At 34.1% G+C, this 23,988-nt stretch carries 24 protein-coding genes; 11 read left to right on the top strand and 13 right to left on the bottom strand.

The annotated features are described in order from the left end of the window. Window positions 1–30: 30 nt before the first annotated feature. The 3 genes from EG344_RS19675 (at window position 31) to EG344_RS19685 (ending at window position 4,158) form a co-directional block, all read left to right on the top strand. A complete protein-coding gene (locus tag EG344_RS19675; RefSeq protein ID WP_123911050.1) occupies window positions 31–645 on the top strand; it encodes a DUF417 family protein in 615 nt (204 codons plus the stop codon). A gap of 258 nt (window positions 646–903) precedes the next feature. Further along, a complete protein-coding gene (gene pheT / locus EG344_RS19680; RefSeq protein ID WP_123911051.1) occupies window positions 904–3,306 on the top strand; it encodes a phenylalanine--tRNA ligase subunit beta in 2,403 nt (800 codons plus the stop codon). Window positions 3,307–3,747: 441 nt separating this feature from the next. Next, the gene (locus EG344_RS19685; RefSeq protein WP_123911052.1) at window positions 3,748–4,158 is read left to right on the top strand and encodes an META domain-containing protein; all 411 of its coding nucleotides are present in this window, start codon (window positions 3,748–3,750) and stop codon (window positions 4,156–4,158) included. A 49-nt stretch (window positions 4,159–4,207) separates the two neighbouring features. Here EG344_RS19685 and EG344_RS19690 read toward each other — a convergent pair whose 3' ends face one another. The 7 genes from EG344_RS19690 to EG344_RS19720 all read right to left on the bottom strand — a co-directional run bounded on the left by EG344_RS19690 (window position 4,208) and on the right by EG344_RS19720 (window position 11,211). Beyond that, window positions 4,208–4,447: a hypothetical protein gene (locus tag EG344_RS19690; RefSeq protein WP_123856434.1), complete on the bottom strand. Its 240-nt coding sequence runs from the start codon at window positions 4,445–4,447 to the stop codon at window positions 4,208–4,210. 36 nt (window positions 4,448–4,483) lie between these two features. After that, window positions 4,484–5,800 carry a hypothetical protein gene (locus tag EG344_RS19695; RefSeq protein ID WP_123911053.1) on the bottom strand — a complete coding sequence of 439 codons (1,317 nt, stop codon included), beginning with the start codon at window positions 5,798–5,800 and terminating at the stop codon, window positions 4,484–4,486. Window positions 5,801–5,881: 81 nt separating this feature from the next. After that, entirely contained in the window at window positions 5,882–6,772 is an 891-nt protein-coding gene (locus EG344_RS19700; RefSeq protein WP_185145613.1) for a 3-hydroxybutyryl-CoA dehydrogenase, read from the bottom strand. 10 nt (window positions 6,773–6,782) lie between these two features. Further along, on the bottom strand, window positions 6,783–7,193 hold the full coding sequence (locus EG344_RS19705) for a hypothetical protein (RefSeq protein WP_123911055.1): 411 nt from the start codon (window positions 7,191–7,193) through the stop codon (window positions 6,783–6,785). Window positions 7,194–7,249: 56 nt separating this feature from the next. Next, window positions 7,250–8,128, bottom strand: a complete 879-nt coding sequence (gene bla-A, locus EG344_RS19710; RefSeq protein WP_123911056.1) for a CGA/CIA family class A beta-lactamase — start codon at window positions 8,126–8,128, stop codon at window positions 7,250–7,252. A gap of 66 nt (window positions 8,129–8,194) precedes the next feature. Then, window positions 8,195–9,925: a cellulase family glycosylhydrolase gene (locus tag EG344_RS19715; protein ID WP_123911057.1), complete on the bottom strand. Its 1,731-nt coding sequence runs from the start codon at window positions 9,923–9,925 to the stop codon at window positions 8,195–8,197. A 317-nt stretch (window positions 9,926–10,242) separates the two neighbouring features. Next, window positions 10,243–11,211, bottom strand: a complete 969-nt coding sequence (locus EG344_RS19720; protein WP_123856422.1) for a Gfo/Idh/MocA family protein — start codon at window positions 11,209–11,211, stop codon at window positions 10,243–10,245. 124 nt (window positions 11,212–11,335) lie between these two features. Here EG344_RS19720 and EG344_RS19725 point away from each other — a divergent pair, with 124 nt between their 5' ends. The 3 genes from EG344_RS19725 to EG344_RS19735 all read left to right on the top strand — a co-directional run bounded on the left by EG344_RS19725 (window position 11,336) and on the right by EG344_RS19735 (window position 13,573). After that, window positions 11,336–11,986, top strand: coding sequence for a protein-L-isoaspartate(D-aspartate) O-methyltransferase (locus EG344_RS19725; protein ID WP_123856418.1), 651 nt, complete (start codon window positions 11,336–11,338; stop codon window positions 11,984–11,986). A gap of 277 nt (window positions 11,987–12,263) precedes the next feature. Next, the gene (locus EG344_RS19730; protein ID WP_123911058.1) at window positions 12,264–12,533 is read left to right on the top strand and encodes a prevent-host-death protein; all 270 of its coding nucleotides are present in this window, start codon (window positions 12,264–12,266) and stop codon (window positions 12,531–12,533) included. Window positions 12,534–12,595: 62 nt separating this feature from the next. Then, entirely contained in the window at window positions 12,596–13,573 is a 978-nt protein-coding gene (locus EG344_RS19735; RefSeq protein ID WP_228412781.1) for a 2-hydroxyacid dehydrogenase, read from the top strand. Window positions 13,574–13,639: 66 nt separating this feature from the next. Here the strand turns inward: EG344_RS19735 and EG344_RS19740 are convergent, their stop codons facing one another. Further along, the gene (locus EG344_RS19740; protein WP_123911059.1) at window positions 13,640–14,971 is read right to left on the bottom strand and encodes a S41 family peptidase; all 1,332 of its coding nucleotides are present in this window, start codon (window positions 14,969–14,971) and stop codon (window positions 13,640–13,642) included. Between the two features lie 218 nt (window positions 14,972–15,189). Between EG344_RS19740 and EG344_RS19745 the strand changes: the two genes are divergently transcribed. Next, on the top strand, window positions 15,190–15,483 hold the full coding sequence (locus EG344_RS19745; protein WP_123911060.1) for a hypothetical protein: 294 nt from the start codon (window positions 15,190–15,192) through the stop codon (window positions 15,481–15,483). Between the two features lie 130 nt (window positions 15,484–15,613). Here the strand turns inward: EG344_RS19745 and EG344_RS19750 are convergent, their stop codons facing one another. Next, the gene (locus EG344_RS19750; RefSeq protein ID WP_123911061.1) at window positions 15,614–16,048 is read right to left on the bottom strand and encodes an endonuclease domain-containing protein; all 435 of its coding nucleotides are present in this window, start codon (window positions 16,046–16,048) and stop codon (window positions 15,614–15,616) included. Window positions 16,049–16,312: 264 nt separating this feature from the next. On the opposite strand from EG344_RS19750, the gene EG344_RS19755 reads away from it, so the two are divergent. From EG344_RS19755 to EG344_RS19770, 4 genes are read left to right on the top strand one after another with little or no spacing between them, the layout of a single operon-like run. Continuing rightward, window positions 16,313–18,298 carry a urocanate hydratase gene (locus EG344_RS19755; protein ID WP_123911062.1) on the top strand — a complete coding sequence of 662 codons (1,986 nt, stop codon included), beginning with the start codon at window positions 16,313–16,315 and terminating at the stop codon, window positions 18,296–18,298. Window positions 18,299–18,316: 18 nt separating this feature from the next. Continuing rightward, window positions 18,317–18,859 (top strand): Crp/Fnr family transcriptional regulator, encoded by a 543-nt coding sequence (locus EG344_RS19760; RefSeq protein ID WP_123911063.1) that lies wholly within the window; start codon window positions 18,317–18,319, stop codon window positions 18,857–18,859. A gap of 54 nt (window positions 18,860–18,913) precedes the next feature. After that, complete coding sequence (locus EG344_RS19765; RefSeq protein WP_123911064.1) at window positions 18,914–19,675, top strand: MBL fold metallo-hydrolase; 762 nt, start codon at window positions 18,914–18,916, stop codon at window positions 19,673–19,675. Window positions 19,676–19,717: 42 nt separating this feature from the next. After that, window positions 19,718–20,491: a hypothetical protein gene (locus EG344_RS19770; RefSeq protein WP_123911065.1), complete on the top strand. Its 774-nt coding sequence runs from the start codon at window positions 19,718–19,720 to the stop codon at window positions 20,489–20,491. 75 nt (window positions 20,492–20,566) lie between these two features. On the opposite strand, the gene EG344_RS19775 is transcribed toward EG344_RS19770, so the two are convergent. From EG344_RS19775 to EG344_RS19790, 4 genes are all read right to left on the bottom strand, one after another. Further along, window positions 20,567–20,866: a hypothetical protein gene (locus tag EG344_RS19775; RefSeq protein WP_123911066.1), complete on the bottom strand. Its 300-nt coding sequence runs from the start codon at window positions 20,864–20,866 to the stop codon at window positions 20,567–20,569. 130 nt (window positions 20,867–20,996) lie between these two features. After that, the gene (locus EG344_RS19780; protein WP_123911067.1) at window positions 20,997–22,091 is read right to left on the bottom strand and encodes a hypothetical protein; all 1,095 of its coding nucleotides are present in this window, start codon (window positions 22,089–22,091) and stop codon (window positions 20,997–20,999) included. Beyond that, complete coding sequence (locus tag EG344_RS19785) at window positions 22,091–22,615, bottom strand: DUF4365 domain-containing protein (protein WP_123911068.1); 525 nt, start codon at window positions 22,613–22,615, stop codon at window positions 22,091–22,093. Before EG344_RS19785 ends, EG344_RS19780 begins: the two co-directional genes overlap by 1 nt. Before the next feature lie 103 nt (window positions 22,616–22,718). Next, window positions 22,719–23,726, bottom strand: a complete 1,008-nt coding sequence (locus tag EG344_RS19790) for a hypothetical protein (protein WP_123911069.1) — start codon at window positions 23,724–23,726, stop codon at window positions 22,719–22,721. Between the last annotated feature and the right edge of the window lie 262 nt (window positions 23,727–23,988).

Below are 23,988 nucleotides of genomic sequence, written 5' to 3' on the forward strand. Positions count from 1 at the left end.
GTGAATACCTTTGTTTAAAAAGTAAATCATATGCAAAACAGTAGTTTATACAATCGATTATTAAAGTTGGATGCTTATTTCTTCAACTTTCTGAGAATATCAATATTTATTGTCATGGCCTGGATTGGTGGGCTTAAAGCCTTTCAATATGAAGCTGACGGAATAGTACCTTTTGTTGCTAATAGCCCTTTCATGAGCTTCTTCTACAAAAGTGCAGGAAATAAAGTACAGAATGAAGATAAAAAGCTTGTTTCGGAATATACTTTATATAAAAATCCGGAAGGAAAAGTGGTAAAGAAAAATATTGACTGGCATACACAAAACTGTACCTATACTTTTTCTTACGGATTGGGTACGATGATTGTCATCATAGGAATTGGGGTTTTACTGGGAATTTGGTTTCCTAAAATCGGAGCAGTAGGAGGAGCTTTGACGTTTTTGATGTCACTGGTTACTTTATCTTTTCTGGTGACTACTCCTGAAGTATATGTTCCTAATCTTGGAGGTGATTACCCGACCCCTCAATACGGATTTCCTTACCTCTCGGGAGCGGGGCGCTTGGTTATAAAAGACATCATTATGATGGCCGGCGGATTGGTTTTATTTTCCGATAGTTTAAAGAAAGTTTTAAAGCCATCAGCTTAAGGATTTTAAATTACTTAGTAAAATTGTAAGAAGAAGCAGAGTATAGATTGATTTATTCAGTCTTCCGATGAAAAATAAATGAAAATTAATTCTCTTAAAATCGCTCTGAAATTTCTGTATTTCTCAAAAAAACACGACATTTGTACCGCGAAAAACCGACTCAATAACGGGACGGAATTTCAAATAAAAGTTTCAAAAATAGTACAGATGGAACCTCATGTTTCGTTTGACGAATTAAACAAGTAGATAGATAAGCAAATGAAAATATCAAACAACTGGCTGAAAGACTTTGTAAAAACGGAATTGAAAACTGAAAGAATCGGTGAATTCCTTACAGACATAGGTCTTGAGGTTGAAGGGATAGATAAATTCGAAAGTGTAAAAGGCAGTCTGGAAGGAATTGTTGTAGGTAAAGTGTTAACCTGCGAAAAACATCCGAATGCTGATAAACTGAAGAAGACAACAGTAGACGTTGGAAACGGAAAAATATTGAATATTGTTTGCGGAGCTCCTAACGTAGAAGCAGGACAAACAGTTCCTGTAGCCGTTGTTGGAACAAAGATCTATGATAAGACCGGAAACTTTTTTGAAATTAAAGAAGCAAAAATCAGAGGTGAGGTTTCTCAAGGGATGATCTGTGCAGAAGATGAACTTGGCTTAAGCGAAGATCACGGAGGAATCATGGTTTTGGATGAAACCAAATATGAAGTAGGTAAAAACTTTGCAGACTATTTTGAATTAACGAATGATGAGGTTCTTGAAATTGGATTAACACCCAACAGAACAGATGCCATGTCTCACTATGGTGTTGCAAGAGATCTTCATGCGTTTCTTTCTACAAACCAGCAGAAGTCTCAATTTAATAAAGTAGCTTCCGAAGTTTTAAATAACGAGGGAACTCACGATTTCAAGTTAGAAATTGAAGATGCAGAACTTTGTCCAAGATATATCGGTGCGGTGATTGAAGATGTAAAAGTTGCAGAATCTCCCAACTGGTTAAAAGACAGGTTAAAGGCAATCGGACTAAGCCCAATCAATAATATTGTAGATATTACCAACTATATTCTTCACGGGTACGGACAGCCGCTTCACGCATTTGATGCAGATAAAATTGCAGACAAAAAAGTGAAAGTAGGAGTGGTAAAACCGGGAACAAAATTCACTACCCTTGATGGAGTAGAAAGAACACTGAACGGTACTGAGATCATGATTAAAGATGGCCAGGATACTCCAATGTGTATTGCCGGGGTTTTTGGTGGTGAAAATTCAGGTGTATCTGAAACTACAAAAACAGTTTTCCTTGAAAGTGCTTACTTCAATCCAATTGCGGTAAGAAAAGGAGCAAAACTTCACAGTTTAAATACTGATGCTTCTTTCAGATTTGAAAGAGGGGTAGATCCAAATCTTACAAGAACAGCTATTACGCACGCTATCAAAATGATTCAGGAAATTGCTGAAGGTAAATTGGTAGGGGAGCTTTTAGAAGAATATCCTAAGAAAATAGAAGATAACTATGTGATCATAAGATTCTCTAAGATTGAACAGATTTTAGGAACAAAAATTCACAGAGAGAAAGTAAAAGAGATCCTGAAGGCATTGGAAATCCAGGTTTTAAATGAAATTCCTAACGGCTTTGAAATCTCTGTTCCTGCTTACAGAGCAGACGTAACAAGGGAGATCGACGTTATTGAAGAGATTTTAAGAATCTATGGATATAATAAAATTGATGCTCCTCAGAAGATTTCATTTACACCGGTTAAGCTAAGTGCAAACGATCAGGATGAATTGGAAAACAGCTGGGCAAGATCTTTACAAAGTCTTGGTTTCAATGAGGTAATGAACAACTCATTAACTTCAGTAAAAGACGAAACGGATGCTGTAAAACTATTAAACCCTCTAAGTGGTGATCTTGCATTCATGAGAAAATCTTTATTAGAAGGGCTTCTTCAGAATACGGTTTATAATATCAACCGAAAGAATGCAGACATCAAGTTCTTCGAATTAGGAAAAATCTACCACAAAAGAGAGAAATACGAAGAAAGAAAGCAATTAGCCATTATTGTTTCGGGAAGAGATGTAGCTGAAAACTGGTTACAGCCTAAATCTGCAGTAAGCTTCTACAACCTTAAAGCATATGTAAACGTTTTATTGGAAAGATTAGGAGTAAACTATAAAGAAGTTGCTTTATCTGATGATAGATTTTCTGATGCATTAGCTTATGAAGCAGAAGGTAAAGTCTTGGTAAGAATCGGAAAAGTAACTCCGGCATTGTTGAAGGATTTTGATATTGATCAGGATTGCTTCTATGCTGAAATTGAACTTGAATGGGCTCAGGAATTACGTTCTAAAAACGAATTGAAATTTAAAGATATTCCGAAATTCAACAAGATCAGAAGAGACTTGGCGTTATTGATTGATAAGAATGTTAATTATCAGGAGCTATACCAGACCGCGAAGAAAAACAAATCCCCATTCATTAAAGGGATTAACTTATTCGACGTATATGAAGGGAAAAACCTTCCTGAAGGTAAGAAGTCTTACGCCATGAGCTTTGAGCTGTTGAATGAAGAAAAAACACTGGAAGACAAGGAAATCACTGAAGTAATGGATTCTCTAATTAAATCTTTCCAGAAAGAATTCAATGCAGAATTGAGATCTTAATTTATAAGATTACAGAAATATATTGAAACGGGCTTTTTAAAGTCCGTTTTTTTTTGTTTTTAAATTATTCTAGGGATTAAATAGATTATGAAATAATATTCTATGTGTCTATGTGGTTTAAAAAAAATAACATAGACATATAGGCTTTAGGGGTATATATTATTTTAGTTGTGCATTCGTGGCAAATCATGAAAGCATATGTCAGCAGCATACAATTTTTTCGCAGATAAAATCCTGGTGCTTTAAAGAACATTAGAATTGTTCATCACCTTGCGCCTGAGTATTTTCCAATCTATCAAATAAACATTCCAACGTTGAGATGGCTTCTCTTTGCTCCATGATGAAGTAAAAAATATCAACTGTTAAAGAATAATAAAATTGATAGTGGTCCGTTTAAATAAGATAAAATCCGTAAATTTGGGTTAATTCAAAAAGTAAAAAATGAAAAATCTTTTTTTAAGTATATGTACAGCAGCAGTATTGGTATCGTGTGGAACCATGACAAGTCCATCTGCTTCTAAAGTAGGAAAAGCTCAGCCGGCTCTTGCCAATACAAAATGGACACTAGCCGATAACGTAAAAGGCAAAATTCCAACATTAAATATTGAAGGAGAAAAGATCAACGGAAATGCAGGTTGTAACAACTATTTTGGAACGGCTACAATAGATCCTTCTACAGGAGGTTTTTCAGCAGGACAAATGGGGTCTACCAAAATGATGTGTAACAATATCGGAGTAGAGCAGAACTTTATGGATATGATGAGTAAAGCTAACAAATATGTAATTTCAGGAAATGTACTGGAGCTTTATAAAGACAATCTTTTATTATTGAAATTCAATAAATCAGAATAAAAAATAAAAGGAACTCAATTTGAGTTCCTTTTTTATGATTTAGATGTTATTAATCTTCCTCTTCTTCGTCGTACTTAGCCAACTCTTCATCGCACCATTTGAATGCTGATTCTACCACTTTCGTAGCTTCGTCTGCCATAGTTTCTTCATCGTCTCCTTCAAGATCATCTAACCACTCAACTTCCTCTTCCTCAACATTTAGGATAAATCTTGGATATTCTGTGTGGACTACGAATAGATCTTCTGGAAATTCCGAATTATCTGCTAATAAAAACTTTGGTAATTTCATTTTTTTAATGTTTTAACTTTCTCAAAGATAATAAAATTATTGATATTTATTCTTGTCGATCTTAACTTTTTGTAAAACTTTATAACGCGTTAATGTTGTTTTTTTTAGAGTATCCTGAGGCTTGAAGGTTACCGTTAACTGAGGGTTTACAGTGCTGATGAGCTCAGCTAATTGCACTTTCTCCAAATCTTTTTCCTCAATAATAAAAAACTTCAGCGGAACTTTATCTAAATTTTCCGACTTTAAAAATCCTGTAATCGCTTTTCTGTTTTCAAGATAATTCCCTTTTGAAAGCCAAGTGAACAGCATTCCGGACATCAAACTCAAAATACCAATGACATACACTTTAGTATTGAAGATTTCAAACAGTTTTTTAAAATAAACCAACCAGAGCGGAAAGCTAAAGGGAGCTAGTAATCTATAATCCATAGGGTTTATGGAATAGAAATACTGTATAAAATAAGAACAGACAATTCCTAAAATTCCTATGAAAACACAAAAGAACTCAGGATCTGAAAGCTTTTGCTTAATAAAAAGGAATGCCATGAAAAGAAGATTTAGTACACCAATTCCGTAAATTCCATAATTGATAATACCACCAGCAGGATTGGCCATGTGAATAAACGGGTTAAAAGTAGTACTCAATCCCTGGAATAATTCTACCAATAATTCAGGAGTCGTGTGAAGTCCTATTTCCAAAAAGTCCTGTACATAGTCTTTATTAAAATAATCAATGAATAAAAACTTATACAATACAATGAAAATCATTCCTATAGCTGCCGAAATGATGAAGGAAGGTCCATACTTTCTTTTCCAGAAAATAAGTCCATACAAGCCTGTTCCACCAATGATAAAGAGTGCACTATATCTTATATTATACAGTATAATCAAAGATAGGGAAAGGTAAAAAACCGATTTCCAGCCTTCTATTTTTCTATCAATAATAAGAGTTGACGTATACAGAAAAAGGAATATAAAAGGTAAAATAAGTGCTTCACTCATTGTAAAAGCAAAAATGGAAAGAATGCTGAATAAGCTGCATACCACAATTGACTCCCTGAAATAGAATTTCTTTTGCCAAGCGAATAAAATAATAAACAGACAGCCGAGAATGCCGATTAGTTTACTGCTCCAGAACTCATCCAATCCAAAGTAGGTAAAGAATTTTATGGCTGAAGGATAGCCCAGAGGAGTCGTTGTATTATCAATCACAGGCAGTCCGTGAGCAAATCTCATATAGCGGATAGAATCCGGATTTACTCTTCCTTTTTCATTGAGTAAAAAACGAAAAATGGTCATCACTATAGTAGTGATGACCAATAATATTTGAATATTTTTCTCTTTAATTTTCATCAAAGCTGTAGTTATTTAGTATAAGTAGAGGTTGAGAACCCAAATTTATAACTTATAACGCACAACTCATAATTTGAATAATTATTTTAAAAACATTTTTGAAACTTTTTCAGCTTTTTTACTTTCAGAGTAATCATAGAAACCTTCTCCTGATTTTACTCCAAGTTTTCCTGCTGTTACCATGTTTACCAATAATGGGTTCGGAGCATATTTAGGATTTTTGAATCCGTCATACATTACGTTTAGAATCGCAAGACATACATCAAGACCAATAAAATCTGCCAATTGAAGTGGTCCCATTGGGTGAGCCATTCCTAATTTCATTACCGTGTCAATTTCTTCTACACCAGCTACACCGTTATATAGTGTTTCAATAGATTCATTAATCATTGGCATTAAGATTCTGTTGGCTACGAAACCCGGATAATCATTCACTTCTACAGGAACCTTCCCTAATGATTTGCTCATATCATAAATAGCATCGAAAGTTTCTTTAGAAGTAGAATATCCTTTGATGATTTCAACCAGCTTCATGATAGGAACCGGATTCATAAAGTGCATTCCGATTACTTTATCTGCTCTTTTTGTAGCAGCAGCAATTTTCGTGATAGAAATAGAAGATGTATTGGTCGCAAGGATACAACCTGCAGGAGCCAATTCATCCATCTGACCAAAGATCTTTAATTTAAGATCAAGGTTTTCAGTAGCAGCTTCTACAATAAGGTCAGCAGCTCCCACAGCATCATTAAGAGCGGTGAAAGTAGTGATGTTTCCCAACGTTTCAGCTTTTTGCTCTTCGGTAAGGTTTCCCTTTGCAATGATTCTGTCAAGGTTCGTAGTAATGGTTTTCAATCCTCTGTCTAAAGCTTCCTGAGATACATCTACAAGATTTACTTTAAAACCGCTTTGTGCGAAAGTATGTGCAATACCATTTCCCATGGTTCCTGCTCCGATAACTACAATGTTTTTGATCATTTTTCCTTTATTTTTTATAGATAGTTAAGTTTTTTGCATTCATGAGATCCTCCTGATGAGCGATATCTGTGGAATCAAAATTTATATTTCCGATGTTTTGCGACTTTTTGTTATTATTCTGGTTAGAAATAGAAGCTGTAAGTCCGCGTATAAGTCGTTTTTTCTGGGTGAGGGTTAGGAAATCAGTACCTACATACAGTTCAAATTCGCCTTCTCTGCCCATTCCTTTTTGCATCAGGATCTCCAGACTTCTAATCTGATTTTTCCTTTTAAATTCTTTCAGGTAACTGATGACCGGTTTTTCAGAAGCCGTACCACAGCATACACTTGTATAGCCGATCTTTAAATAGTTTTGATTCTTCTGTGAGAAGAAGAATGTAGAGCAAAATAAAGCCGCTGCTAATAGTCCTTTTTTCATATTGATGAAGTCAAAGAATCAATCCGATTCTCTGCGCTAAAATTAAGCTTAATATTTTATTTATTAAAATTATCCCAGACTGCTTTTGAAATGTCAGAGATTATTCTGCAGTTTTCTGCTTCCGACTCCTTGGAATTACTTACATATACCGCAATGGCATAGTGTTTTCCGTTAGGAAGAGTGATGATTCCCATATCATTTTCTGCAATCGTAAGAATATTATCTTTTATACTGGAAGATCCCGTTTTATGGGCTACTGGAGTCCCTTTAGGCAGTTGTTCCACAATTTTATTGGCTCCCGTTTGGGTTCCCAGCATTATCTGCATCAGATCATCGGTAGATTTTTTTGAAAGCAACTTTCCGTCGTAGAACTTTTTCAAAAGCTGTACGGTAGAATTGGTTGTAGTATAATTTTCAAATAACGAGTCCCATCCGTTAAGAGCCATCCCGCGTTCACTATGTTTAATCTGGAAGTCCTTAACTCCTTTAGAATTCATAAACTTCTGCACAGCCTGGGTCCCTCCTACAAGTTCTATCAGGATGTCACAGAGGTTATTATCGCTTAATGCTACCGTATAGTCTATGATTTCATATAAAGTAACCTCTCTATTTCCTTCAGGGTATTTAGTTTTGAAAGGAGACCATGTATTATACAGTTCAGATTTTTTAATAAAAACCTTTTGGTCCAACGAAAGTTTTCCTTTATCTACAAGATCCAGTGCTGCACAGGCCACATGAAACTTGAAAACACTCATCATAGCAAGCTTTTTATCACCGTTTTGGCTGTATTTAAATTGATTTTCAAATCCTAAAACAGAAACTCCTACCGTAGCTTGCTTATTCTTTGTAATTGCACTTATTTTTTGTTCCAAAGATGATTTTTGTGCTGACGCAAACGTAGATATTAAAAGGAAAATTGCGGCTATTTTTTTCATAATAACAGATTAAAAAGAAATCCCTTTTAGCATCTAAAAGGGATCTGCAATTTAAGGTAATTATTATTATTTTACTTCAAAATAATTCAGATTTACGCCCCCATTTTCAAATACAATTCTGAATTTATTTTCTCCTTTCTGAAATGGGATACTCTTCGTAGAAACGGTAGTCCAGTTTTCATTTTTGCCTGTAGAGGGCAGTGCGACACTTGCCAATATTTTTCCTGAAGCATCCTCAATCCTTACTTTGGAAGGATTAATACTCGAGTATCTGATCTCGAAGGTATAATTTTTATTCACCTTGGAATTGACTGTATACTGTAACCATTCTCCGGTTTCTGTTTTTCCTACATAATACTGATTGGTTATTTTATCCTGACATGAATAGATGTCAACACCATCATTTCTCATTTGCTGACCATAGTTCCATTCTGATCTTTTTGCAGGATCACTTACCCAGAGATTAATGAAATCCTTATCCAGATAAGCTGACCCCATTCTTCCCAGATCATAGTCTGATGCAAATATTCTTCCGGGAACCTGGTGGTTCTTAAACGGTTTTGTAGAATCATCCGAAACTTGTCTGAACATCGCATCTATAACATCATTTTTAACTTCTACATTGCTGAATTTGTAGTTGTCAGCAATTTGCATCAAAGCTTTTTGAGCATATTCTTTAGAAGGCTTTTCACCTCCATTCTTCCAATAAGCCAAGAGTTTTTCATATTCAGGAGTTGTTTTTACATTCGTGATTCCGGCGATATTATCAATCTTTTTCATAGGCCAGAAAGCGTATCCAATATTGTGTTTATCCAGCAATTGAATCAGTTCCGTGAACCATACATTCGAATTTTCACCGGTTTCTCCAAGCCAGATTGGTATATGATGTTTTTCTCTTAAATCCAGTGCAAATTGAATGGTTTTATCATCATTGTAATTCCAGTATTTATGAAAGCTAAAAGCCATGTTGTTGTCCCAAATCGGGATTAATCCGTTGTAGTTATTGCCCCAGCCGTTTCCTTCAATAAAGATAATATGCTTTTGGTCAACTTCACGAATAGCATCGGTGATGTCTTTCTGTAGTTTCCAAAGAGGAGCATTTGACATTTCGTCTGTTCCGTTGGGGTTTTTTCCTGTGAAATTGATGTTAGGCTCATTGATAATATCATATCCGCCAATCCAAGGTTCGTTTTTGTAGCGCTCTGCTAGTTTTTTCCATAGTGCAACTGTTTTTCTTTGATTTTCTTCACTTTCCCAAAGAGAAGGTTTAGTCTTATCATTATCAGAAATATTGGCATCATTTCCTTGTCCGCCAGGGGCAGCATGAAGATCAAGAATCAGGTAAATTTTGTTGTCTTTACACCATTGAAGAAGATCATCGGTCATTTTAAAACCTTCTTCCAGCCAGGTATCCTTACCTTTTGCCGGTTCTTTTTCTATGGAAAGAGTATACAGATTATAATGCATCGGAAGTCTGATGGAATTGAAACCGGCTTTTGCTAAAAAATCAATATCCTGCTTCGTAATTCCATTCTTTAAATAAGCCTTATAAAACTCCTGCATACCATCTTCACCAATCAGCTCAGCTATTTTTTCCTTAATTTTATACTGAGGGCCAGCAAAATCAGCTGTTTTCAGCATATAGCCTTCCTGTAGCATCCAACCTCCTAAACCGAGGCCTCTCAACTGGATATTTTCACCTTTATCATTAACGATTTTCTTTCCTGAAGTCTTTAATAATTGAGATGTCCCAAATTGAGACAATAATAAGGCGGATAATAGGATGGATCTTTTCATAGTTGTTTTGATTTTAAATAATGAGGGGATTAGATTTTAATTATAAGAAAATGGTAGCATCATAATAAGAGTCTATATGAAGACCACTTATTCTGGCCGGAATCCATTGGATATGTAAAACAAAATCTTTCAAATATTTGCTGAATTGTTTTTCAAATATATTATTTTTTTTGTTTTGAAACTGACTTTCTGATAATAAATCAGTGATTTTATTTTTTAAATGACATCTGTAATCAATAAAAAATGCTATCTCATAACCTTTTTTTGATTATTAAGATAGCATTGTAAGTATTACTGTTAATGAAAACAGTATATTTTTATTTCTGACTGATAAGCTTCATAATTTCTAAAGCAACCTTTAAGGCTTCGGTTCCGTCTTCAAGAGAAACTTCTACATTTTTATCACCCGTAATGGCATCAGCAAAAGAATTTAATTCATCAAGAATAGCATTGTTAGGCTGAATATTTGGATATTCAAACAAGATCTGGTTTTTCTCTCCTTCAGCATTTTCAATAATCATGTCAAATGGAGTAGGACTTTCCGGAGCGTCTTTCATTCTGATTACTTCTGCCTTTTTCTCAAGAAAATCTACTGAGATATAAGCGTCTTTCTGGAAGAATCTGCTTTTTCTCATAGCTTTCATTGATATTCTGGACGTGGTAAGGTTGGCAACGCATCCGTTTTCAAATTCTATTCTGGCATTCGCAATATCAGGAGTTTTGCTTACTACACACACACCGCTGGCATGGATGTTTTTTACCTTAGATTTTGCGATGCTTAGCAAGATATCAAGGTCATGAATCATAAGATCCAATACCACAGAAACATCGGTACCCCGAGGATTAAATTCAGCCAAACGGTGAATTTCAATAAACATCGGATTGTTGATATATTCCTTGGTTGCTATGAAAGCCGGGTTATATCTTTCCACATGTCCTACCTGTGCTTTAATGCCATTCTCCTGGCATAAACGCAGGATTTCTTCTGCCTGTTCCAGGGTTTGGGTAACTGGTTTTTCAATAAAGAAATGAAGTCCCTTTGCAATTGCTTTTAATGCATAATCATAATGATAGACTGTAGGAGTAACAATGTCCAGCATATCAATCTGCTCAAGCAATTCATCAAAATTTTCAAAATATTTATATCCGAATTCGGCTTCTAATTTTTTCCCGTTTTCAATATCTTTATCGTGGAAGCCTACAAACTCATATCGATCTGACTGATTAAGAAGTTTTAAATGGATCTTTCCCAAGTGTCCGGCACCTACCAAACCTGCTTTTAACATAGCTGTATAAATTTCTGTAAAGATAAGAAAGAAGTTATATTCGGAAAGGCAGAATTTGTTTTTTTGTGGATAATTCTTTCATCCAATTCCTAAAATCTAAAATCTAATTTCTTACTTTTGTCACATGCAGGATTCGTTTGTACATAAAGGAAAAAGAAAGAATTTAGTAGAATATCTCAGATACAGAATCGGGATTTCGGATGAAAATGTACTTTCGGCAATGAATGAAATTCCGAGACACCTTTTCATTGAAAGTATTTTTGAAGACTTTGCCTATGAAGACAGGGCTTTCCCCATCTTGGCGCATCAAACCATTTCTCATCCATCAACGGTAGCAGAACAGTCTGAATTGTTACAGGTGAAAGCAGGTGAGAAAGTACTGGAAATAGGAACCGGATGTGGATATCAGACCGCTGTTTTAATCGCAATGAAAGCTCATGTATATACAGTGGAAAGACAAAAGGATCTCTTCGATTTCTCAAAAAACAAATTGAGAGAACTTCATTTATATCCTAAATTCCAAAGCTTTGGAGACGGATTCGCCGGGCTTCCCACTTTTGCTCCTTTCGATAAAATTATTGTAACCTGTGGAGCCGGAACTTTACCTACGGAATTATTGAAACAGTTAAGGGTAGGTGGCATAATGGTGATCCCATTAGGACCAACAGATGAACAGGTGTTATACAGATTCACAAAAGTAGGGCCTACAGAGTTTGAAAAAGAAGAATTTGGAGCGTATAAGTTTGTTCCGATGTTGGGAAACACCAATCAATAAAAACTAAGATTGAATTCTGAATTAAAAAATAATTGCTAAGTCATAGAACTGGTAGAGGAACTGGTCTCAAACACCAGTTCTTAATGAAATAGGATGCAATCGAGGCCAAAAAAATGTGAATTTTGAGGTGTAATCTGGAAGATATCATATTGAAAAAGAAAAATTTTGTAGTTGATATAATTTAAAATTTTTTGTGTTTTTTTTAATAAATTTTTGGTTCAGTTCGGAATAGAAATTGGACTTCTTTAAAAACAAACCCACTTAAAATCTTATGATTATGGACACAAACAGATTCAAAGCGTCCCATGATTTCAGTAATCTTCAAAAGAACCTGAACAATAATCCCGGATATAGTGTAGAAAGCTATTCCCAGCAGGTAAAAGATTATATTCATGATATGAAAAGCAAGAATCAGGAGGCTACAAAACAGGGATTTATGACCCATGCACAGAAGTCGGTAAAAGAAGTTTGGGAAGAAATTCAGGAAATAGCTTCTGAGGCTTGGGAGAAGAATAAGAACCATTCTGATGAAAAAAATAATATTTAATATTAAAGTTGAATAACCTTACTTTTTGCAAGTGAGGTTTTTTATTTAAATCCAAAAAAGTAATGATGAAAGTCTTTGTTAATAAAAGAATTCCTGAGGTCGGAATCAATATGTTGCAGGAAGCAGGATTACAGATTGTATTTCCTGAAAGTGAAAATCTAACTTATGAAGAATGGCTGAAGTATTGTCAGAATACAGATGTTATTTTAAATGTTGGCGGTGATTTTAAATATGACAAATTATTTTTTGATTCCTGCCCTAATATAAAAGCGATCGCGTTGTATTCTGTGGGATTTGACCATGTGGATATAAAAGAAGCGAATGTAAGAAATATTCCGATTGGAAATACACCCGATGTGTTGAGCAGAGCGACTTCTGATGTTGCTTTTTTACTAATGCAATCGGTAGCAAGACGAGCAAGTTATAATTTTCAAAAAGTAAAAGAAGGAAACTGGGGTGCTTTTGATCCTTTGCATGCTTTGGGACAGGAACTCTATGGTAAAACACTGGGTGTTTTCGGATTAGGAAGAATTGGTTTTCAAATGGCTGAGAAGTGTAAAAAAGCCTTTGATATGGAAATTATTTACCACAATCGTCACCGCAATGAAGAAGCAGAAAGAGAACTTGATGCAACTTATGTTTCCTTTGATGAATTGGTTAGAAATTCAGACGTGCTGAGTGTTCACGCCAATTATACTCCTGAACATAAAGATCTATTCAATCAGTCGGTATTTGAAAAGATGAATTCTGATGCTATCTTTATCAATACAGCAAGGGGCGGTTTCCATCAGGAACAGGACTTATATCATGCATTAACTGAAGGAAAGATCTGGGGGGCAGGTCTTGATGTAACCAATCCGGAACCTATGTCTGCGAACAATCCTATTTTAGAATTATCTAATGTTTGTGTATTGCCCCATATTGGCTCAGCAACCATTGAAGCCAGAAACGGAATGGCAAGACTAGCTGCCGGAAATCTTATTGCTTTTTCAAAAGGAGAACAGATGCCTAATTGTGTGAATCCTGAGGTCTATGATTAAGAGACAGATCTGATTATACATACCAATGAATGGATCCATTGAGACCGTTCAGTGATTTTTATGCTTTTAAGGAGTTCTATCTATTTTTTCAGAATATCCATCACTCCAGCTCATTATAATTGATTGATATTTGCCATCAGATTCATTAACGAATTCAAGTTGATAGTCTCCTCCCACCTGAAATAAATTTTTAGAAATCCCGATCATAGGAAAAGTAAGGTTGCTTTTTTGATTAACATCTCTGAAGTTCAATTGATTATCATGTTTTGTAATTTCGAATTCAGCAAATCGGCCAGTATATTTGTCGAGTTGGCTGCTATCAGCTTTAATATTGGCTATTTGTGACTGATTATAATTAATCAGCCATTGTATTTTGGGCTTTTCGCTATTATTAGTGGATGTTAGTTTGTTTTTAAGAATCTCATTTTGTGCAGTAAGAAGAGGAGTATCAGTTTGAATGTCCGGAATAACCCCGGTGCCTTCCCAATCTGTATGCGTTTTTTCATTTTCACTACGCAAATAAGGAATAAAACCCACAAAGCCATTTGTGAGGCTGAAGCTTCGTGTCAGATGTGCTCCTCCACTCGTATTGTTGCCGATTATTTTGGCACCATAAAGAGTTTGTAAGGTGTAAGCAAAACCTTCAGCTGCTGAGAATGTTTTTGTACTGGTCAGTATATAAACGGGCATTTTCATGAATACCCCGTTGGTATCTTGTAAGCCTTCCACATAATTATCACTCCAGGTATTTTTAATACGATTAAAGCTTCTTCCTATTTTTGTTCTGCCATTAAAAAAGTATCCTAGTATATTATTGGATTCTCCGCTGCCACCACGGTTATTACGCAGATCAATAATCAATGCATCGGTATTTGATAAAAACTGCATAGCTGAATGAATTATTTTTTTTGCATCATCATTTGGTAACGCAAAATTTGTAAATTCCAGATACCCAATGTTTGAAGGGAGTATTTCCAGTTTTCTAAAGTAAAAATTTTGTGATTTTTCTTTTGCAATGTCCGCTTCGTTTATTTTATTTTTATTGGATTCTGAAGAATTGAATTTAATAATATTATTTTCTAATGAAGGATTATATTCAATGCGTAAGTGTTTATCATCCTGAATGAAATGTATGTCTGTATTGATTTTGTCAGCAAAATCCTGGGGATTGGTTAGGTTTTGGTATTTTCCTTTTTTATATTCTTTATTGAGAAAATTGACGATTGATAAGGCTTTATCAGGGTATACATAATTTCTTTGAATGATAGAATCAATACTATAAATAACCTGTTTGATGGTTGCCTTGTCAAATTTGATATTCTGAGCACATAGAACATGACCTGATAAACTTAGCCCTAATGTAATGATGGTTAAAGGGAATATTGATTTTTTTTTCATAGCTGTTTTTTATCTTTTCAAATATATAGAAGTATTCCTTATCTTATTATTGTATTAAAAATGTTAATATAACAATGATAATAAAATTACTATAACTGAGTGAATAATAAGGTATACCATTACATAATAAACTTTCTTTTTGAAAATTGTATTGAGATAAATCTACTGGTTGGAATTATTTTTGTTCTTACTATAGTAACCCTTAAAACCTAAATATTATGGCACCAGAAAACAATATTAATGAACAGAATAAAAGGTTAGAACGTATGGATTATGATCCCAACGAAGATATATTCAAAAGAGAAAAACATATTTCGCTGGATGGAGACGGGAATCCTATATTTGACGAAGATATAGATGATGACAAAATAGATAAAGGCCTGGATATCCCAGGAGCCGAAGAGGATGATGAAATGGAAGAAATAGGAGAGGAAGATGAAGAAAACAACTATTGGAGCCTCAGTGATAATGAGGACGATCATGAAGAGGAAAATGATGATGTTCTAACTTAAGAAGTTTTCATACGTACAATAAATAATAACCTTACTGAATTTCAGTGAGGTTTTTTATTTTTCATCTGGGTTATAATCTTATTTTGTAAGAAGAAATTTCCCTCCTCTGGAGGGGTGGATTCAAAAATTATCAAATTTTTGAAGACGGGGTGGTTCCATAATGCGTAATAATAAAATCCTCTAAATCTTTCATAGTCAACACAAGATTATTTCTTACGTCAAAATCAGCAATCCTAAAAACCAATAGACCTAAAGATTCCAGATATTTTTGCCTAATGTCATCATAAACTTCTTTCCCTTCATGGCTTGAACCATCAATTTCTATAATTAATCCTAAAGATTTCACATAAAAATCGACAATATAGTTTCCAATAATTCTTTGCCTGTCGAAATCAATATGATGAAAAGTTCTGGCCCTAACTTTTTTCCAGAAGATAACTTCACCTAGTATTCCGGCTTTACGTTTTTCTTTTAATAATACTTTTAAATAGGGATTATAGGGAAGGTTTTCTACAAAATTTTTATGAATGGGAATTCCATTGATGGAGGTTAGTATTTCTTTCATTTGTGTGTTTTAACCACCCCGTCTTCCAAAATTCTTTGAATTTTGAAATCCACCACTCCAGAGGAGGGGAATGTGAGTGCATCTTTTCAAATATAGTATTTAAAAATATACTGTTGATTATCTTTTCACAGGGTTGATAATCAATTTTTTTACTTATTCATTCTTTCCCCCTTTGCTTTTCCCCTCTTTTGTTGCCTATATTTCATAATTTGAATATCTTTAAAACTTCAAACATTGTTTAAACATAGAACTTTAAATAGCAATATGACATTCCAAGAACAGATACAGCAGGGGATTCCTAATCAGCTGCCACAACCAAAACCATACGAGACCAATATCAACCATGCTCCAAAGCGCAAAGAAATTTTAGGGGAAGAAGAGAAAAAACTGGCATTAAAGAATGCTTTACGTTATTTCGATCCCAAGTTTCATGCAGAATTAATTCCTGAATTTAAGCGGGAATTGGAGGATTACGGAAGAATTTATATGTATCGTTTCCGTCCGGATTACGAGATGAAAGCGAGATCCATTGAAGATTATCCGGGAAAATCTGAGCAGGCGAAAGCCATTATGCTGATGATTCAGAACAATCTGGATTATGCAGTCGCTCAGCATCCTCATGAATTGATTACTTACGGGGGAAATGGTGCTGTTTTCTCCAACTGGGCACAGTATCTGTTGACGATGAGGTATCTGTCTGAAATGACCAATGAGCAGACTTTGGTCATGTATTCAGGACATCCGATGGGATTGTTCCCGTCTCATAAAGATGCACCAAGAGTAGTCGTAACGAACGGGATGATGATCCCGAACTATTCAAAGCCGGATGATTGGGAGAAATTCAATGCTCTTGGCGTAACGCAGTACGGACAAATGACTGCAGGAAGTTATATGTACATCGGCCCACAGGGAATTGTTCACGGAACAACGATTACTGCTTTAAACGCTTTCAGAAAGATCAATAAAGAGCCAAAAGGAGGACTTTTCGTAACTTCAGGATTAGGAGGAATGAGTGGAGCTCAGCCAAAAGCAGGAAATATTGCCGGTTGTGTTACCGTATGTGCAGAAGTAAATCCAAAAATCACCAAAATTCGTCATGATCAGAAATGGGTGAATGAAATTTATGAAGACCTTGATGCATTGGTAAAAAGAGTAAGAGAAGCACAACAAAATAAAGAAACGGTTTCTTTAGCGTACCTTGGAAACATTGTGGACGTTTGGGAAAAATTTGACAAAGAAGATTTAAGAATTGATATTGGTTCAGACCAGACATCACTTCACAATCCTTGGGCGGGTGGATATTATCCGGTAGGACAAAGTTTTGAAGAATCCAATGCAATGATGGCTGAAGACCCTGAATTATTTAAAGAAAAAGTTCAGGAAACTTTAAGACGACACGCTGCAGCGATCAATAAACATACAGAAAAAGGAACTTACTTCTTCGATTACGGGAATGCCTTCTTATTGGAAGCTTCCAGAGCCGGAGCAGATGTAATGGCAGATAATCCAACATTAGGAAGAGAATTTAAATATCCAAGTTATGTTCAGGATATTATGGGACCAATGTGCTTTGATTACGGTTTTGGACCATTCCGTTGGGTATGTGCAAGCGGAAAACCGGAAGATTTACAGAAAACTGATGAAATTGCATGTGCTGTATTGGAAGAAATGATTAAAAACTCTCCTGAAGAGATCCAGCAGCAGATGAAGGATAATATTCAGTGGATCAAAGGAGCACAGGAAAATAAATTGGTAGTAGGATCACAGGCAAGAATCCTGTATGCCGATGCAGAAGGAAGAATGAAGATTGCTGAAGCCTTCAATAAAGCGATTAAAAATGGTGAAATAGGACCTGTAGTATTAGGGAGAGATCATCACGATGTTTCTGGAACAGATTCTCCTTACAGAGAGACTTCCAATATCTACGATGGTTCCAGGTTTACGGCAGATATGGCTATTCACAACGTTATTGGTGACAGTTTCCGTGGGGCAACCTGGGTTTCTATCCATAATGGTGGTGGAGTAGGCTGGGGTGAAGTAATCAATGGAGGTTTCGGAATGCTGCTGGATGGTAGTGATGATGCCGACAGAAGATTAAAGTCTATGCTTTTCTGGGACGTGAATAACGGAATATCAAGAAGAAGCTGGGCAAGAAATGAAGGGGCTATTTTCGCAATTAAAAGAGCGATGGAAGTTGAACCTAACCTAAAGGTAACCCTTCCGAACCTTGTAGACGAAAACTTACTGTAAATTATAAATAATTCAGCATTGGCTAGTATTAACAAACAACTGTTTTCACACCTCAATGTAGAGGATAGTGATCCTGTTTGGGAGAAATTTGCTGAGGTTGAGTTTTCAAAGAAAAACATATTCCCGGACCATAAAGCCTATCTTCTTGAAGATGGGCTTGTCCGTAAATACTATATTAACAGTACTTCAGACATCGATACCGAAGTTTGTGCAGAATTCTACTTTCCCGGTGATATTTTTACCGTTGGAGATAAAGGTTCTGAAGGTATTTATGAGTCCATCAGCAGTGGTCTTGCCTGGGAAATTACTTTAGATGAGGTAAAAGAAATGTTCGCTGTAAACCCTGAGTGTCGTTTTGTGCAAAATTATTATCTGACCAGGAAACTGAATGCCGCTATGAAACGCGAAATGCTTCTGCTTAAAAATACTCCTCAGGATCTTTACGAATATCTATTAGCCAACAAGCCTCATTATATTCAGAATATTCCTTTAAAATATCTGGCGTCATATATCGGGATCACTCCAATTTCTCTGAGCCGAATCAGAAAGAGAATTAATTAACTTTTGTTTATTGTTTGACCTTCTATAAGTCTTTTCCTTTGTTGAAAAAAGAATATGGAAATACAAAAATTAAACTGGGCAGGAATAAAACTGATTTCTCAGGGGAAAACAGTTTTGATGGATGCAGTAGAGGACTTTTCTTATTACAAACCTGTATTAGGAGAGGCTGTAGACGAAGTGATCTCTTTTACAGATGAGATAGAAGCAGATTATATCTTATTTACCCATATGCATCTGGATCATTTTGATAAAAGTGTTGTGGAAAAATGCCTGAAAAAGAATGGGAAACTAATTGTATACTCAGGGTTAGAATCAGTTGTCAGAAAGATTATGGGTGATATTGAAATGGTTGTATTGAACCTTAATGAAGTTTTTACAGAAAACAGTATTACCTTTAAACCTGTATTTGCAATGGACGGAGTAGGAGAAATTCAGTCTTCATGGATCGTGGAAGATGCAACCACTAAAATTTTTCATGGTGGAGATACCATTTGGCATAACCAGTTCTGGAAATTGGGAAAAGAGAATGAAAATATAGAGTATGCATTTTTGCCTGCTAATGGTGTTGTTGTGAACTTTGAAATAATAGGATTGGAATACAGCCCGGTTCCGGCTTCACTTAATTTGAAGGAAGCTTTTTCTGCGGCTCATCTTTTACATGCTAAAAAACTGGTTCCGATACATTATGGATTGTTTTCGCATGAGAAATGTTATATTCCACAGCTGTTTGATGAGAATGATCTGAAAAGAATTTCTGATGAGGTAGGACAGGAGTATAGGGTTTTGAAGGATGGAGAAGTGTTGATGGATTCATAGACAAACATTTGTTTTTTAACAAATAGATTCATAAATTAAAAAATGAAAAAAATTGGAATTATAGGTTGTGGCTGGTTAGGCGCTCATATAGCAGAGAAGTTATCAGGTCAATATGAGATTTTTGCAACCACCACCTCAGCGTCTAAAATAAAAGATTTATCCGCTAAAGGATACCACATCACTCAGGTCAGCTTTCCAGATGAAGATATATCGAAAACAATGCAAGAGTGGGAAATAGCGCCACAGTTGAATGCGGTGATTATCACGGTTCCGTTTTCGGGAGTGAGAGGAGCTGAAATTCCTTTGTATGATAGAGCTAAGAATTTACTTGCATTTCTTGGAGATTATAAAGGTCAGGTCTATTTGATGAGCTCTACAGGAGTATATCCTGATACTGAAAAAGAGTTTACGGAAGATGACCGTCTTGCAGATGATGTGCCAAGCGAGGGTATTATAAAAAGCAGATTTCCTGAAGTTAATATTTTGAGATTAGCAGGGTTAATGGGGGACCAGAGGCTTCTAAAGAATTATAATATATCCAATCTGGATCTGCTGGTTAACCATATTCATTATGCCGACATTTGTTCAGTCGTTGAAAAAATGCTGGAGAATAAGTCTCAGTCCAAAGTCTATAACGTGGTGGCGCCTGTGCATCCTAATAAAGAAGAGATCATCAATGCACAGAAAGATCTGTCGTATTCAGGTGAACGTACCACCCAAGGCAGAACAATATCGCCCTCAAAATTAATTTCAGAACTGGATTATGAATTTCAATATCCTGATCCACGATATTTTCATCTTACGAATGGTTCTTAATGATGATATCTTAAAAAATAGAAACCTGCTGTTAAGCAGGTTTTTTTTAATTTCTAGGTTTCTGTAACTATATTTTTAATCCTGATAGTCAATGATTTTATATGCAATTTGTTCTTTCTCTATATAGTTTTTAAGTTCATCAAGATCTTTCCACACATAAGAAGAACCATACTGACAAATATAGACACCATCATCTTCAAAAATAATACTGATATTAGGCATTTTTCCTGTATTTTCTGCATGCCTGAAATCCCGGAACACCTGATAGGCATATTCATATTTTTTCTCGAAAAGATCAGAGCTTTCTAACAAATCCTGAATTTCAGTGGTTTGTTGGTCCGTGAGTTTTGTTTTTAATTTGTATTCGAATCCCATTTTAGTTGTTACTAATATTTCAAGGGTTAGAATTTTATTGGAAAAATAGGATAGTTTTAGCTATCGTTTGTGTTCAAACTTCTATTTTATGTTGTGTTTAGAGGCTTGTATTGATAGAGTAAAGCTTTTATTAATGATTCAAAACTTTAAAGTTTTCTATGTCTTTTAAATAAATCATTGTTTTACCTTGTTTAGCCTTACCTTTTATTAATACTGGAAATTCATTTTTATGAGCTTCAATAGCTTCGATATATTCATCACTTTTTAAAATTACCTTTATTTTTTCTTTTGAATTTGAAATTGTTGTTTCTAAAACAACCTCGTTCGCATTGGAATTTTTAGGAGAATTAGACATTAATTTTTTTACATAACCAACGACTTCAATTGATTGAGTTTCTAATAAAATATTTTTTAAATTACGTAAAAACTTATTAAAATATATTATTCTGCCTTGGACTTTTTCTGTATGTATAGTTCTGTCTAATTTAGTGTTTGTTAGTTCGAATTCAATGTTGTTAATATTTGTTTTGGCATATAAATCTTTGATTGAATTTAATAATTCAAAATTTATAAAATCTTTATAGTCTGAAATAAAATTTTCAGTTACATGATTGATTTCATATGGATTTAAAATTTGATTTTGAACAAAATCAATTACATCGAAGAGTTTATTGTTAACATTAAATGAATTTATCTCAGAAATTGATGTATACAATTCCCCATTAGGAACCTCAATTTTAGTAATAAAACTTCCTTTTTCAGTTTGAAGGGTTCTACAGTTTTGTAAGTACAAATCAGACTCTAATTTTGAATCTGCAAATATTGGTTTATTTGTAGAAACGAAAGAAACTGATTGTGATAACATTTTTTTAAAAATATCTAAACTATCTATATAATTAACAAATGAAATGCTTCCATCTGCATTATTGTTATCAAAAACTCTGTATTTAATAATAGATTTATTTTCACTAAAAATTATTCTAAGATCATCATCATTTTTTGAAAAAGGTAAGAATATTAAAAGATCTTCGATTAATCTCGAAATATAGTTATCATAACTTTTTTGTGTAGTTTGATCAAATTTTGGTATTTCTAACCTAAAATCAGAAGGTAAGTTTAAATTATCATCAGGCTTGAAGTATATAAATAAATTACCTTGCCTTTCAATATGCCATCCTCTTGAAAGTAAAAAATCAATAATATATCTTTCTTTAAATGTTGACATTAATCTAGGCTATTAAAAATATTAGTATAAAAATCAGTATCTATCTTATTAGCTTTTGGAATTTCAATAGCAATTGTATTTTGATTTGTAGAATGATCTGCACTCGGATCAACTTGATAATAGTATGCACATTTTTTTATTATGAGTTGTTCAGTATCTATTGTTAACCAATCATCAGGATCATCAGGCATAATAAAAACAGCAAGAATTAACGGTATAACTGCTCCATTTTCATTAGCTCTGATAATTAAATCATTATAGTTTTTTACTTCTAGATCATATTTTATACTTGTCTTTGATGGATCATCATAGTTTCTTACATATTTTTGAAATACTGCCTTTATTTGAATATCAATAGCCTTCCCTCCTGTTAAATATCTTCTTCTGATAGGACACAAATTAGCTTTTCTAATAGTTAAGTCTGTACCATAATCACGAGAAGTGGCATTAAAATAGCCTTGTCTGTTAGCTATTGTTTCTAGAAAACTTTTGGAGAGTTCTTCCATTATTATTGTATCAGTCATTTCTATTCTTGTATGCTAATTTTCAAATATACAAACATTTATTTTTTTATATTTAAGCTATTCTTAGTAATATAATTTTGCATTATAGGTGAGTTATGGTTTTCTAGGCAATATTTTTCTTAACGAAGTCTTTGAATTTTTCTTTAAAATTATCAGCAAAAAGATTTACATCAAAAGTTTTCCGTTCATTTCCATTTTGTGCGGAGAAAAGCATTGTTTTAAAAAACTCGGAATCTAGTCCTTGGAATTTACTTTGGTATAGTCTTTCTGAACACACCCAGGTTTCACAATTAAAGGTAATTAAGCTTGAAAGCCTTCTTTTTAATCTTTTTTCATTTTCTTTAAAAAAAAGATTGACAAACGATTTTACTTTAGAAGTGTCATCCTTATGATAACCCATTAGAAGAATCGATTTATTATCATATGGAAATAATGAAATAAAAATTTGGGATGTTCTTGGCATATCTACTCCATGTTTTCTTATATGATTTTCGATTTCTTGACTTGTATCATAGGTATATATAGAATTTAAACAGAGCTCAAACCACTCAAATTCTCTAAATGAAAATTCAAATGATTCTGTATTATTGTTTAGGTCATTCCACATTGCATCAATAAAAAAAGTTAAATCTTGTAAGCCGATTTCATTTTGTTCAATAAATATTTTTACTCTTCTACTTGAAATAGTATCAGGATGAGCTAATATACATTTTTGGTGTTTAATTACAATTTCTTTAATTCGATATTCATTACAAGCAGTTCTTAATGCAAAGAGTAGACTTGATTCATAATCACTAAAATCAATTTTATTCTTAGATTCAATTTTTTGAAAAACTGATGTATCATGATTATTACAAAAGCCCAAAAAAGTATAAACCTTATTTATGCCTTTTTTTTGAAATCCTATATATTCTTGTTTAAAATGATTTACTGCTGATTGCCACAAATGTCTATCCTCTGCTATAGAAGATAGAATACCATTTTTTTGCATTATATGAGAATTGATGGCATTTTCTTCACAGCCGGGATACATGCAGGTATTAGTTTGTTCCGTTGCTTGTTTTATACAATCTGTAAAGATTTTTGCTAATTCTGGTTGGGTAGTTTTCATAGTTTTTTAGATGTAACATTCAAATATATAAAACTAGTATTTATAATAGTCTCCGTATTTCTACGGAAATTCCCTCAAATATAAACTACATAATTATCAAAACCTTATGGTTTCCCGTAATCTAAAAACTTTTAACCTAAAAAATCAACTTATTTTTCAACCCCCAATCTCTCCAAGACTCTAAAACAATAACAAAACTCCCAAGTCCTCCATTTTATTTAAAACAAGCTTATTTGTAATCTTCGCAGTTCTCCGAAAGTTT

It is taken from the genome of Chryseobacterium sp. G0162, from assembly GCF_003815715.1.
GTDB lineage: Bacteria > Bacteroidota > Bacteroidia > Flavobacteriales > Weeksellaceae > Chryseobacterium.

Excerpts from the sequence above, each read along its gene's own strand:
- EG344_RS19675 (WP_123911050.1), top strand. The coding sequence starts at position 31 with ATGCAAAACAGTAGTTTATACAATCGATTATTAAAGTTGGATGCTTAT.
- pheT (WP_123911051.1), top strand. The coding sequence starts at position 904 with ATGAAAATATCAAACAACTGGCTGAAAGACTTTGTAAAAACGGAATTG.
- EG344_RS19685 (WP_123911052.1), top strand. The coding sequence starts at position 3,748 with ATGAAAAATCTTTTTTTAAGTATATGTACAGCAGCAGTATTGGTATCG.
- EG344_RS19690 (WP_123856434.1), bottom strand. The coding sequence starts at position 4,447 with ATGAAATTACCAAAGTTTTTATTAGCAGATAATTCGGAATTTCCAGAA.
- EG344_RS19695 (WP_123911053.1), bottom strand. The coding sequence starts at position 5,800 with ATGAAAATTAAAGAGAAAAATATTCAAATATTATTGGTCATCACTACT.
- EG344_RS19705 (WP_123911055.1), bottom strand. The coding sequence starts at position 7,193 with ATGAAAAAAGGACTATTAGCAGCGGCTTTATTTTGCTCTACATTCTTC.
- bla-A (WP_123911056.1), bottom strand. The coding sequence starts at position 8,128 with ATGAAAAAAATAGCCGCAATTTTCCTTTTAATATCTACGTTTGCGTCA.
- EG344_RS19715 (WP_123911057.1), bottom strand. The coding sequence starts at position 9,925 with ATGAAAAGATCCATCCTATTATCCGCCTTATTATTGTCTCAATTTGGG.
- EG344_RS19720 (WP_123856422.1), bottom strand. The coding sequence starts at position 11,211 with ATGTTAAAAGCAGGTTTGGTAGGTGCCGGACACTTGGGAAAGATCCAT.
- EG344_RS19725 (WP_123856418.1), top strand. The coding sequence starts at position 11,336 with ATGCAGGATTCGTTTGTACATAAAGGAAAAAGAAAGAATTTAGTAGAA.
- EG344_RS19730 (WP_123911058.1), top strand. The coding sequence starts at position 12,264 with ATGGACACAAACAGATTCAAAGCGTCCCATGATTTCAGTAATCTTCAA.
- EG344_RS19735 (WP_228412781.1), top strand. The coding sequence starts at position 12,596 with ATGATGAAAGTCTTTGTTAATAAAAGAATTCCTGAGGTCGGAATCAAT.
- EG344_RS19740 (WP_123911059.1), bottom strand. The coding sequence starts at position 14,971 with ATGAAAAAAAAATCAATATTCCCTTTAACCATCATTACATTAGGGCTA.
- EG344_RS19745 (WP_123911060.1), top strand. The coding sequence starts at position 15,190 with ATGGCACCAGAAAACAATATTAATGAACAGAATAAAAGGTTAGAACGT.
- EG344_RS19750 (WP_123911061.1), bottom strand. The coding sequence starts at position 16,048 with ATGAAAGAAATACTAACCTCCATCAATGGAATTCCCATTCATAAAAAT.
- EG344_RS19755 (WP_123911062.1), top strand. The coding sequence starts at position 16,313 with ATGACATTCCAAGAACAGATACAGCAGGGGATTCCTAATCAGCTGCCA.
- EG344_RS19765 (WP_123911064.1), top strand. The coding sequence starts at position 18,914 with ATGGAAATACAAAAATTAAACTGGGCAGGAATAAAACTGATTTCTCAG.
- EG344_RS19770 (WP_123911065.1), top strand. The coding sequence starts at position 19,718 with ATGAAAAAAATTGGAATTATAGGTTGTGGCTGGTTAGGCGCTCATATA.
- EG344_RS19775 (WP_123911066.1), bottom strand. The coding sequence starts at position 20,866 with ATGGGATTCGAATACAAATTAAAAACAAAACTCACGGACCAACAAACC.
- EG344_RS19780 (WP_123911067.1), bottom strand. The coding sequence starts at position 22,091 with ATGTCAACATTTAAAGAAAGATATATTATTGATTTTTTACTTTCAAGA.
- EG344_RS19785 (WP_123911068.1), bottom strand. The coding sequence starts at position 22,615 with ATGACTGATACAATAATAATGGAAGAACTCTCCAAAAGTTTTCTAGAA.
- EG344_RS19790 (WP_123911069.1), bottom strand. The coding sequence starts at position 23,726 with ATGAAAACTACCCAACCAGAATTAGCAAAAATCTTTACAGATTGTATA.